Source organism: Streptomyces ipomoeae 91-03 (assembly GCF_000317595.1).
Classification (GTDB): domain Bacteria; phylum Actinomycetota; class Actinomycetes; order Streptomycetales; family Streptomycetaceae; genus Streptomyces; species Streptomyces ipomoeae.
Genome location: NZ_AEJC01000178.1, coordinates 1 through 10132, shown reverse-complemented (window position 1 = coordinate 10132; position 10132 = coordinate 1). Strand labels below are relative to the sequence as shown.

At 70.2% G+C, this 10132-nt stretch carries 12 protein-coding genes; 5 read left to right on the top strand and 7 right to left on the bottom strand.

Features of this window, described 5'->3' with window-relative positions; all coding sequences use genetic code 11:
* Window positions 1-114: 114 nt before the first annotated feature.
* The 3 genes from STRIP9103_RS11685 to hisN form a co-directional block, all read right to left on the bottom strand.
* Entirely contained in the window at window positions 115-531 is a 417-nt protein-coding gene (locus tag STRIP9103_RS11685; RefSeq protein WP_009308527.1) for a Fur family transcriptional regulator, read from the bottom strand.
* A 264-nt stretch (window positions 532-795) separates the two neighbouring features.
* Window positions 796-1188, bottom strand: coding sequence for a CBS domain-containing protein (locus STRIP9103_RS11680; RefSeq protein ID WP_009308525.1), 393 nt, complete (start codon window positions 1186-1188; stop codon window positions 796-798).
* 262 nt (window positions 1189-1450) lie between these two features.
* A complete protein-coding gene (gene hisN / locus STRIP9103_RS11675; RefSeq protein ID WP_009308530.1) occupies window positions 1451-2251 on the bottom strand; it encodes a histidinol-phosphatase in 801 nt (266 codons plus the stop codon).
* Window positions 2252-2848: 597 nt separating this feature from the next.
* Between hisN and STRIP9103_RS11670 the strand changes: the two genes are divergently transcribed.
* Window positions 2849-3466, top strand: a complete 618-nt coding sequence (locus STRIP9103_RS11670) for a TetR/AcrR family transcriptional regulator (protein WP_078613868.1) — start codon at window positions 2849-2851, stop codon at window positions 3464-3466.
* 30 nt (window positions 3467-3496) lie between these two features.
* On the opposite strand, the gene STRIP9103_RS11665 is transcribed toward STRIP9103_RS11670, so the two are convergent.
* From STRIP9103_RS11665 to STRIP9103_RS11650, 4 genes are all read right to left on the bottom strand, one after another.
* The gene (locus STRIP9103_RS11665; protein ID WP_009308523.1) at window positions 3497-3820 is read right to left on the bottom strand and encodes a DMT family transporter; all 324 of its coding nucleotides are present in this window, start codon (window positions 3818-3820) and stop codon (window positions 3497-3499) included.
* A gap of 169 nt (window positions 3821-3989) precedes the next feature.
* Window positions 3990-5003 carry a ribosome small subunit-dependent GTPase A gene (gene rsgA / locus STRIP9103_RS11660; RefSeq protein ID WP_009308519.1) on the bottom strand — a complete coding sequence of 338 codons (1014 nt, stop codon included), beginning with the start codon at window positions 5001-5003 and terminating at the stop codon, window positions 3990-3992.
* A gap of 16 nt (window positions 5004-5019) precedes the next feature.
* The gene (aroA, locus tag STRIP9103_RS11655) at window positions 5020-6339 is read right to left on the bottom strand and encodes a 3-phosphoshikimate 1-carboxyvinyltransferase (protein WP_048820110.1); all 1320 of its coding nucleotides are present in this window, start codon (window positions 6337-6339) and stop codon (window positions 5020-5022) included.
* A gap of 139 nt (window positions 6340-6478) precedes the next feature.
* Entirely contained in the window at window positions 6479-7201 is a 723-nt protein-coding gene (locus STRIP9103_RS11650; RefSeq protein WP_009308536.1) for a M50 family metallopeptidase, read from the bottom strand.
* 105 nt (window positions 7202-7306) lie between these two features.
* Here STRIP9103_RS11650 and STRIP9103_RS11645 point away from each other — a divergent pair, with 105 nt between their 5' ends.
* From STRIP9103_RS11645 to rsrA, 4 genes are all read left to right on the top strand, one after another.
* Window positions 7307-8122, top strand: a complete 816-nt coding sequence (locus STRIP9103_RS11645; RefSeq protein WP_009308526.1) for an SOS response-associated peptidase — start codon at window positions 7307-7309, stop codon at window positions 8120-8122.
* A 13-nt stretch (window positions 8123-8135) separates the two neighbouring features.
* Window positions 8136-8777, top strand: a complete 642-nt coding sequence (locus STRIP9103_RS11640) for an alpha/beta hydrolase family protein (protein ID WP_086019252.1) — start codon at window positions 8136-8138, stop codon at window positions 8775-8777.
* A gap of 353 nt (window positions 8778-9130) precedes the next feature.
* Window positions 9131-9802: an RNA polymerase sigma factor SigR gene (gene sigR, locus STRIP9103_RS11635; RefSeq protein ID WP_048820112.1), complete on the top strand. Its 672-nt coding sequence runs from the start codon at window positions 9131-9133 to the stop codon at window positions 9800-9802.
* Window positions 9799-10113: a mycothiol system anti-sigma-R factor gene (rsrA, locus tag STRIP9103_RS11630; protein ID WP_009308529.1), complete on the top strand. Its 315-nt coding sequence runs from the start codon at window positions 9799-9801 to the stop codon at window positions 10111-10113. Before sigR ends, rsrA begins: the two co-directional genes overlap by 4 nt.
* Window positions 10114-10132 lie beyond the last annotated feature (19 nt).

Genomic DNA, 10132 nt, shown 5'->3' with positions numbered 1-10132 from the left:
CCTCTTGGTTTGAGGGCACGGGTGTGCTTTGGGACGGGCCATCGGTCGGCTCGGTGGGATCGGCGTGAAAAGGCCCCGGCGGATTGAGCGCCGGGCCTTTTCGGGACTTGGGGCCTACGTCGTCGCGCAGGTGGGGCATACGCCCCTGTATGTCACCTCTACGTCCGAGACGGTGAAGCCGAAGCGTTCCGAGGAGGGGAGGTCGGCGAGGGGGTTGCCGGTGGGGTGGACGTCACGGATGGTGCCGCACTGGGCGCAGACCAGGTGGTGATGCGGGCGGTGCGCGTTGGGGTCGTACCGCTTGGCGCGCCTGTCCGTGGCGACCTCCAGCACCTCGCCGAGGGAGACCAGCTCACCGAGCGTGTTGTAGACCGTGGCCCGGGAGATCTCGGGCAGCTTGGCGACAGCGAGGGCGTGCACCTCGTCGGCCGTCAGATGGACATGTTCGCCGTCGAGGACCTCGGCCACGACGCGCCGCTGCGCGGTCATACGCCATCCGCGTCCGCGCAGCCGCTCCAGAAGGTCACTCATATGAGCCAGACTAACAGCTCAGGGAACAGATTCCGAACAGATGTGACTTTGGAGCATGACTTGAATTAGACTCGATCCAACTTCCGCGCGGTCAGGTGGGCGGAGGCTTCGGCAAGCGCCTGGGAGTCGCAGTCCAGGCCCTGTGCGGCTGACCGGGGTTGGACCGCTTGTCGTAGGGGGGGCGGGTCGGGGCTCTGCTTCTTCGCGGGGTTCCGGCCCGTCTTTCTTTGGTGTGCTCCGGTTCGATCGCGTGTGCGGGGTGGGCTACGCCGTCGCCGGCTGCCGGGCCCGGGACCAGCAGCGGATGATGTCGCGGACCGAGACGATGCCTATGGGGGCGCCCTGGTCCAGCACGATCAGGTGGCGGAAGCCGCCGTGGGTCATGGCGCGGGCCGCCTCCTCCAGGGTCCACGACGGTGCGGCGAACACGACGTCGGTGGTGGTGTGGTCGTGGGCCCGCTCGATGTCCGGGCTCTGGCCCAGACCCACGGAGTTGAGGACGTCGCGTTCGGTCAGGATGCCGAGTCCCCCGGCGTCCGGGTCGAGGACCACGGCCGCGCCCACCCGGCGTGCGGACATCAGGGCGGCGGCCTGGCGGAGGGTGTGGGTGGGGCCGATGGTGAGGACCACCGTACTCATGGCGTCGCGGACGAGCATGGAGTCAGCCACCTCCTAGGGGATCCCTGGTGGTAGTTGGTTCAAGGCGGGGGAGTGGTGGGGTCAGGCTCGGCGCCAAGGCGTCTGTTGAGCACTGCACAAGTTCACAAGTGGGGGGACTGTCAGCTTCGCAGGTAAAGAGGGGGTCAACAAGAGGGCGTGCGTGGGTAATTGGGGGCGCCTCGGGATCAAGCCGGTGCCCCGTACGTATCGGTGCGCGTCGATACGTACGCGCGCATCGATACGTAACTCCTGGGGCGCTTCAGTAACGCTGGTTCAGGTATCCCAGCAGCTCGTCGTGGAGCAGGCCGTTCGAGGCCGCCGCGTTGCCGCTGTGGGGGCCGGGGCGGCCGTCGAGGCCGGTGAAGGTGCCGCCTGCCTCGGTGACGATGATCGCGCTGGCGGCCATGTCCCAGAGGAAGAGCTCGGGTTCGGCGCAGATGTCGACGGCGCCCTCGGCGACCATCATGTACGGCCAGAAGTCGCCGTACGCGCGCGTGCGCCACACCGCGCGGGTCAGGTCCAGGAAGCCGTTCAGGTGGCCGCGGTCCTCCCAGCCGGTCAGCGACGAGTACGCGAAGGAGGCGTCCGACAGCTTCGCGACGCGGGAGACGCGGAGGCGGGTGGAGGAGCTGAGGCTGCGGCCGGTGAAGGCGCCGTGGCCCTTCGCCGCCCACCAGCGGCGGCCCAGGGCGGGGGCGGAGACCACGCCGACGACGGGCTGGTAGCCGCCCTCGCCCGCCTCCATCAGGGAGATCAGGGTGGCCCAGACGGGGACGCCGCGGACGTAGTTCTTGGTGCCGTCGATCGGGTCGATGACCCAGCGGCGGGGTCCGGTGCCCTCTACGCCGTACTCCTCGCCGAGGATCGCGTCGCGGGGGCGGGCGCGTTGGAGTTGGCTGCGGATGAGTTCCTCGGCGGCCTTGTCCGCCTCGCTCACCGGGGTCATGTCCGGCTTCGTCTCGACCTTGAGGTCGAGGGACTTGAAGCGGTCCATGGTGGTCGCGTCGGCGGTGTCCGCGAGGACGTGGGCGAAGCGGAGGTCGTCGAGGTAGTCGGGCATGTGACGAACGGTATCTGCCGAGGTCGGTACGGGGCTACAGGGGGGCCGGGGGTGCCTGGAGGCATACGGGGTGGATGGGGGTGCCCGGGGTTGGTGCCGGGCGGGTCCTTGGTTGCGGGGTGCCCGGCGCTGTGGTTGGGCGGGGGTGGGTTTCGCTCGCCGGCGCGTGCAGGGTGCCGCTGCGCCCACCCTTCCCCCACTCTCGACTTCTCCCCCACTCTCGATTTCGCTCGAGCAGGAGGGCCCCATGACAGGAGGGGCCCCATGAGCGGGAGGTACCCCCATCGCCCCAGCGGCACGACTGCCCGCAGCTATGTGGCACGAGCGTCCGCAGCCATGGACGGTGATGGCGACCGCGTCCGGCGCCGCTGCTTGGGTGGGCGGTTGCTTCGGGGGTATGGCTGGGCGCGGTTGAGTAGGGCGAGTGCGGCTGCGACGGGGCCCGTGGTCACGAAGGCCGTGGTGGTGGTGTTCGGTTTGGGGCGGTGCGTGTGTTGGCTGGTGTGCGCCCCTTGGTGCTGTCGTGGGCCCTTGACAGGGGGGTTGGGCGCGTCAAATGTGTGGGCCAGGGGCGCCCGTCGGGTTAGGGAGGCGATGATGCCTGCAGCGCGGGAATCCTTGTTGGACGCCGCTTATACGGCGTTGGTGCGTCGGCCGTGGTCCGCTGTGCGGATGGTGGACGTGGCGGCGGTGGCCGGAGTGTCCCGGCAGACGCTGTACAACGAGTTCGGCAGCAAGGACGGGCTCGCGCGGGCCCTGGTCCGCAGGGAGGCGGACGGCTATCTGGCGGGCGTGGACCGGGCGCTGGCCACACCCGCTGACACCCGGGAGCGGTTGGCCGCGACCGCCGAGTGGACCGTGGCGGCCTCCCGCAACAACGCGCTCGTTCGCGCCATGCTCACCGGTTGCTGGAGCGAGCGCCTGCCCTCGCCGACGCTTTCGGCGGTGCCTTCGTCCACCGCGGTGCCCGCGCAGCGTCGCGCCGACGGACCGCTGCCCGCGCCCTCCGACTTCGTGGCCCTCGTCCGCGACCGCGCCGTCGCCATTCTGTCGCCGCCCGGCACCCCCAAGTCGGACACGGTCGAGCTGGCCCGTTCCTGCGAACTCGCCGTCCGGCTCGCCCTGTCCTGCGTCGCGGCGCCCCCCGGCGAGGGCGGCGTCACCGACCTCGTACGGACCGCGTTGCCACGCCAGTTGAGCCGATCCTTCAACTAATGGGCGACCAATGGGCAGCTACGGGGCCAACTAGTGGGCCGAGCCCGACAGTTGTAGGCCCACCACGCCCACGATCACCAAGGTGATGGAGACGATCTTCAGCGTGGAGACGACGTCGCCGAGGAAGATCATCCCGTAGATCGCCGTGCCCGCCGCTCCGATGCCCGTCCAGACCGCGTACGCGGGGCCGACGTCGAGCTTCCTCAGGGACAGGGTCAGCAGGCCGAAGCTGCCGAGGGCGAAGATGCAGAACGCGACGGTCGGCCAGAGTCTGGTGAATCCGTGCGAGAGCTTCAGACAGACGGCGAACCCGGTCTCCAGCAGCCCCGCCACGACAACCAGCAGCCACGCCATGTCTCGTCCTCCCGTGTCCCCGCGTTCCGTGACCGCTTCGTACGACCTCGGCGGGTCTCGTACGATCTCGACAGCTGTCGTCTGGTCTCGTGTGGTCTCGTCTGGTCTGGATCCGACTTGGTGCGATTATGCACTTACCGGGTGGACAGGGAGGCAAACAACGCGGAGGTCAGTCGCCTTCCCGGCGTTCGCGCGTCGACAGGAGCCGACGCAAGGAGTAGAGGCGGGCCGGGTCCGCGTGCCCGTCGGCCACCCACTGGTCCAGCGCGCAGTCCGGCTCGTCGTGGCTGCAGGCGCGCGGACAGCCCTCGGTGCCCGACGCGAGGTCGGGGAAGGCGTGGATGACGCGGGAGGGATCGATGTGGGCGAGGCCGAAGGAGCGTACGCCGGGGGTGTCCACCACCCAGCCGCCCTCGGAGTCCGCCAGGGGAAGGGCCAGCGCCGATGTCGTGGTGTGCCGGCCTCGGCCCGTCACCGCGTTCACATGGCCCGTCGTACGGCGCAGGTCCTCCGGGACCAGTGCGTTCACCAATGTCGTCTTGCCCACGCCCGAGTGGCCGACGAACGCCGTGATCTTGCCGTCGAGGTGTTCGCGTACGCGGTCGGCGGCGTCGCCCGTCTCCAACTCCTCGCGGCTCGTCACGACGTACGGGATGTCGAGATCGCCGTAGAGCTCCAGGAGTTTGTCGGGGGAGGCCAGGTCCGACTTGGTCAGCACCAGGAAGGGTTCGAGGCCGCCGTCGTACGCCGCGACCAGGCAGCGGTCGATCAGGCGGGGGCGGGGCTCGGGGTCGGCGAGGGCGGTGACGATGGCGAGTTGGTCGGCGTTGGCGACGACGACGCGCTCGTACGGGTCGTCGTCGTCGGCCGTGCGGCGCAGCACCGACGTACGGTCGGCGATGCGGACGATGCGGGCGAGGGTGTCCTTGTCGCCGGAGAGGTCGCCGACGAGGGCGACCGTGTCACCGACGACCGCTGCCTTGCGGCCCAGTTCGCGGGCTTTCATGGCCATGACCACGCGATCCTCGACCAGGCAGGTCAGGCGGCCCCGGTCGACGGTGAGGACCATGCCCTCGGCGGCGTCCTCGTGCTTCGGGCGGATGTTCGTACGGGGACGGTTGCCCTTGCGGTTCGGGCGGGTACGGATGTCGTCCTCGTCGGTGTGCTTGCCGTAACGGCGCATGATCCCGGTCCGCCCGTCAGTTCTTCCCGAGCATCCCGGTCCACAGCTCGGGGAAGTCCGGCAGGGTCTTGGCCGTCGTCGCCACGTTCTCGATGCGTACGCCCTCCACGGCCAGGCCGATGACCGCGCCGGCCGTGGCCATGCGGTGGTCGTCGTAGGTGTGGAAGACGCCGCCGTGCAGCGGGCGCGGGCGGATGTGGAGGCCGTCGGCGGTCTCGGTGACGTCGCCGCCGAGCTCGTTGATCTCCTTGGTGAGCGCGGCCAGACGGTCCGTCTCGTGCAGGCGGAGATGGGCGACGCCGCGCAGGGTGGAGGGGGAGTCGGCCAGTGCGGCGACCGCCGCGATGCCGGGGGTCAGTTCGCCGACCTCGCTCAGATCCACGTCGATGCCGTGGATCGCACCCGAACCGGTGAACACCAGTCCGTACTCCGTCAGTTCGCAGATGCCGCCCATCTCGGTGAAGATCTCGCGGAGCTGGTCGCCCGGCTGGGTGGTGTGCTTGGGCCAGTCGGGGATGATCATCTTGCCGCCGGTCACCAGGGCCGCCGCCAGGAAGGGCTGGGCGTTCGACAGATCCGGCTCGATCGTCAGGTCACGGCCGAGCAGGGCGCCCGACGTGACCCGCCAGACGTTCGGCTCGCCGCCCGACTCCGGCGTGTCCACCTGCGCGCCGACCGAGCGCAGCATGTCCACGGTCATCCGGATGTGCGGCAGGGAGGGCAGCGTGGAGCCGGTGTGACGGACCTCCACGCCCTGGTTGAAGCGCGCCCCGGACAGCAGCAGCGCCGAGACGAACTGCGACGACGAGGACGCGTCGATCGCCACCGGGCCACCGTCGAGCGCGCCGCTGCCGTGGACCGTCAGCGGCAGCGCGCCCCGGCCGTCGTCGTCGATCCGGGCGCCGAGGACGCGCAGGGCGTCGATCACCCCGTTGAGGGGACGCTCGTACGACCTCGGGTCGCCGTCGAAGCGGATGGGGCCGTTGGCCAGGGCCGCCACCGGGGGCAGGAAGCGCATGACCGTGCCGGCGTTGCCGACGTCGACGGTGGCCGGGCCGTGCAGACCGGTGGGGAGGACTCGCCAGGCCTCGCCGGAACCGTCCGGGCCGACCCCTTCCTCGATGGCCACGCCCATCGCGCGCAGCGCCGCCGCCATCAGGAGGGTGTCGCGGGAACGGAGGGGGCGGCGCAGCCAGCCGGGTTCGCTCGCGAGGGCGGCGAGGACCAGGGCGCGGTTGGTCACGGACTTTGACCCCGGCACGTGGACCGTCGCGTCGACGGCTCCGCTCGCGAGGGGGGCGGGCCAGAGGGCGGTGTGGGCGGGGTTTACGGCCATGGGGCCCACTTTAGTGGCCGGGCGCGGGAGGGGCGGCCTCTTGATCGCCGTGGGCGGGTGCGGGTTTGTCGTGGCTGGTCGCGCCCCGCGGCGGAGCCGCAAACAGACGCAGCCCCGCGCCCCTGAAGACGACCGGGGGTCACAAGCTCAGCAGCCACCTGCCTCCGCCCAGCAGTGCGCACAGGCTCACCACGTGGAACATCAGCAGCCACACCGTCGCCGGGACGTGGGTCAGGCGGGACAGCTGGTCCGCGTCCGAGTCGCCGGCGCCGCCCCTTCTGCGCTTGGCCTGGAGTTCGAAGGCCGGGCGTACGCCGCCGAGGAGGAGGAACCAGACCACCGCGTACGCGAAGGCCGCCTGGACCTGGGGGCCGGCGAGCCAGGAGACGATCACGAAGGTGCCGCCGGTGAGGACGACCGTGAGGGCGCCGTAGGCGTTGCGGATCATGATCAGCATGGCGGTCAGCAGGATCGTGGCGAGCCACAGGAGGAGGGTGATGCGGCCGGTGCCGAGGAGGGCGGCGCCGCCGAGGCCCAGGAGCGGGGGCGCGGTGTAGCCGGCGGCGGCGGTGAGGATCATGCCCAGGCCGGTGGGCTTGCCGCGGCTGACCGTGAGGCCGCTGGTGTCGGAGTGGAGGCGGATGCCGGTCAGGGTGCGGCCGGTGAGCAGCGCGACCAGGCCGTGGCCGCCCTCGTGCGCGATGGTGATGGCGTTGCGGGTGAGACGCCAGACGGCGTGCGGGACGATCGCCGCCAGCGCGGCGACCGCCGTGGCTATGACGACCCAGGTGTCGGGGTCGGGCTGGGTGCCGACGAGCTCGTCCCAGAGGGAGGCCAGGGAGGTGGCTGCGGTGCTTTCCATCGTTGGTGGTGGCTCCTCGGGGTCGCGATGGGTGGGGGCCGGCGCGTAGCGCCGGCGTTGGGGAGTGCTGGTCGGGTGACGGGTGGGCCTGGCAGTGTGGCACTCATGTGCGGACGATATGCGGCGAGTCGTAGGCCAGAGGATCTCGCAGGAATCTTTGAGATCGAGAAGTGGGAGCCGGAGGAGACACTGGAGCCCGATTACAACGTGGCTCCCACGAAGGAGGTCTACGCGGTTCTCGACCGCCCTCTCAAGGACGCCGACGACAAGAGGCCGGTTCGCCAGCTGCGCAAGCTGAAGTGGGGGCTCGTCCCGTCCTGGTCCAAGTCGCCCGAGGGCGCCGCCCGGATGATCAACGCCCGCGCGGAGACCGTCCACGAGAAGCCGTCGTACCGGCGTTCCTTCGCCACCCGGCGCTGCATCCTGCCCGCCGACGGCTACTACGAGTGGGTCACCGGCAAGCAGGAGCGCGAGCTGGAGGTCGACGGCAAGAAGAAGCGGCCACGCAAGCAGCCGTACTTCGTGCTGCCCGCCGACGGGTCGGTCTTCGCGATGGCCGGGCTGTACGAGTTCTGGCGGGACCGGACGCTGCCGGACGACCATCCGCAGGCCTGGTGGGCCACCTGCTCGGTGATCACGACCGAGGCCGAGAAGACCCCGCTGGCCGTGGCCCCGGCGGACGGCCCGCACAGTCTGGCCGAGATCCATCCCCGGATGCCGCTGATGCTCACGCCCGACCGCTGGGACAGCTGGCTCGACCCGGCCCGCACGGACCTCGACGATCTGCGCGGGCTGCTCGAACCGCCGCCCGCCGGGCTGATGCGCGCGTACCCCGTCTCCACGGCCGTCAGCAACGTCCGCAACAACTCCCCGGAGCTGTTGAAGGAGCTGGAGGGGCCCGAGGAAGGCACACTCTTCTGACGTGACCGAGATCATGGCAGCGACAGAAGAGATCGACACCGAGGTCGGTACGGCTCGCCTCACCTGGTACGAGGCCGAGGGCGCCGCATGGGTCCTCGGCGTCGGCCATGGTGCCGGGGGCGGCATCGAGGCGCGGGACCTCAAGGCCCTCGCCGCCGTGCTGCCGGCGCACGGGGTGACCGTGGCCCTCGTCGAGCAGCCCTGGCGGGTGGCCGGGAAGAAGCTGGCGCCCGCGCCGAAGACGCTGGACACCGGGTGGCGGGGGCTGTGGCCGGCGCTCGCGGAGCCGGGGCTGCCGGTGATCGCGGGCGGACGGAGCGCCGGGGCCCGGGTGGCCTGTCGTACGGCGACGGAGCTGGGTGCGGCGGCCGTACTCGCGCTGAGCTTTCCGCTGCATCCGCCGGGCAAGCCGGAGAAGTCGCGGGCCGACGAGCTGCTCGGGGCCGGGGTGCCCACGCTCGTCGTACAGGGCGGGAACGATCCGTTCGGGCGGCCGGAGGAGTTTCCGGGCGGAGCCGAGGGGGCGTACCGGCTGGTCGAGGTGCCGTACGGCGATCACGGGTTCGCCGTGCCCAAGCGGGCGCCGCTCGGGCAGGAGGAGGCGCTGAAGGTGATCACCGACGGCGTAGTGGAGTGGATCGCGTCGCTTCGGTGAGGGAGGGACGGATTCGTTCGCTCCGGTGGGCGGTGGGTGAAGTGGAGTGCGTCACGGTAAGCGGAGTGGAGTGCGTCACTCGGTAAGGAGTCGGTGGGAGCACGGGAATGTTGCGTGACGGTCCTCTGTTGTGTGGATCAGAGCAGCGCGAGAGCCTGCCGACCGCTCGTAGAGAGGAAGTCCGCCGCATGGGTTCGACCATCTGCCCGACCCGCAGCAGCCGCGCTGACCTGGACTGGACGGTGCTGCACGCGGCCAAGAGCGCCCCTGTTCGGGCGGCGGCGGGCAAGGATCGTCGTCTATCCTCCGAATCCGGTGGTACCGGTCTCGGTATCGCACAAACGCTGGAGGAGGTGGGTCCGGTCACTGGGACCGACGCAGGGACCGAACGGGGCCAGGCGGAGCAGCCCGAGGGCACGGAGACCGCCGCGGACCGTAGCGCCCGTTTCGAGCGGGACGCGCTGGAATTCCTCGATCAGATGTACTCGGCCGCGCTGCGCATGACGCGCAACCCGGCCGACGCCGAGGACCTGGTGCAGGAGACGTACGCGAAGGCGTACGCGTCCTTCCACCAGTTCCGTGAGGGCACCAATCTGAAGGCCTGGCTGTACCGCATCCTCACGAACACGTTCATCAACTCGTACCGCAAGAAGCAGCGCGAACCCCAGCGCAGCGCGGCCGAGGAGATCGAGGACTGGCAGCTGGCACGCGCCGAGTCGCACATGTCGACGGGCCTGCGCTCCGCCGAGTCGCAGGCGCTCGACCACCTGCCCGACTCGGATGTGAAGGAAGCGCTGCAGGCGATCCCCGAGGAATTCCGCATCGCCGTCTACCTCGCCGATGTAGAGGGCTTTGCGTACAAGGAGATCGCCGACATCATGGGGACACCCATCGGTACGGTGATGTCCCGGCTGCACCGGGGCCGCCGTCAACTGCGCGGCATGCTGGAGGACTACGCTCGCGACCGTGGGCTGGTCCCGGCCGGCGCCGGAGAGTCGAACGAAGCGAAAGGCTCGGGCTCATGAGCTGCGGAGGGCCGCACGAGACGGATTGCAGCGAAATCCTCGATCATCTCTACGAGTTCCTTGATCGTGAGATGCCCGATGCCGACTGCACCAAGTTCGAGCATCACTTCGAGGAGTGCTCGCCGTGCCTCGAGAAGTACGGGCTCGAACAGGCCGTCAAGAAGCTGGTCAAGCGGTGCTGCGGGCAGGACGACGTGCCCAGTGATCTGCGGGCCAAGGTGATGGGGCGGATCGAACTGATCCGCTCGGGGCAGACCGTGCCCGAGCACGATGTGACGGCCGCCGGTCCGGTGACACCGCAGGAGTCCTGAGTTCCGTTTTCGCGTCCTG

What these genes read in the sequence shown, in the direction of transcription:
- STRIP9103_RS11685 (WP_009308527.1), bottom strand. Translation starts at nt 531, where the DNA reads ATGAGTGACCTTCTGGAGCGGCTGCGCGGACGCGGATGGCGTATGACC.
- STRIP9103_RS11680 (WP_009308525.1), bottom strand. Translation starts at nt 1,188, where the DNA reads ATGCTCGTCCGCGACGCCATGAGTACGGTGGTCCTCACCATCGGCCCC.
- hisN (WP_009308530.1), bottom strand. Translation starts at nt 2,251, where the DNA reads ATGCCCGACTACCTCGACGACCTCCGCTTCGCCCACGTCCTCGCGGAC.
- STRIP9103_RS11670 (WP_078613868.1), top strand. Translation starts at nt 2,849, where the DNA reads ATGCCTGCAGCGCGGGAATCCTTGTTGGACGCCGCTTATACGGCGTTG.
- STRIP9103_RS11665 (WP_009308523.1), bottom strand. Translation starts at nt 3,820, where the DNA reads ATGGCGTGGCTGCTGGTTGTCGTGGCGGGGCTGCTGGAGACCGGGTTC.
- rsgA (WP_009308519.1), bottom strand. Translation starts at nt 5,003, where the DNA reads ATGCGCCGTTACGGCAAGCACACCGACGAGGACGACATCCGTACCCGC.
- aroA (WP_048820110.1), bottom strand. Translation starts at nt 6,339, where the DNA reads ATGGCCGTAAACCCCGCCCACACCGCCCTCTGGCCCGCCCCCCTCGCG.
- STRIP9103_RS11650 (WP_009308536.1), bottom strand. Translation starts at nt 7,201, where the DNA reads ATGGAAAGCACCGCAGCCACCTCCCTGGCCTCCCTCTGGGACGAGCTC.
- STRIP9103_RS11645 (WP_009308526.1), top strand. Translation starts at nt 7,307, where the DNA reads ATGTGCGGACGATATGCGGCGAGTCGTAGGCCAGAGGATCTCGCAGGA.
- STRIP9103_RS11640 (WP_086019252.1), top strand. Translation starts at nt 8,136, where the DNA reads ATGGCAGCGACAGAAGAGATCGACACCGAGGTCGGTACGGCTCGCCTC.
- rsrA (WP_009308529.1), top strand. Translation starts at nt 9,799, where the DNA reads ATGAGCTGCGGAGGGCCGCACGAGACGGATTGCAGCGAAATCCTCGAT.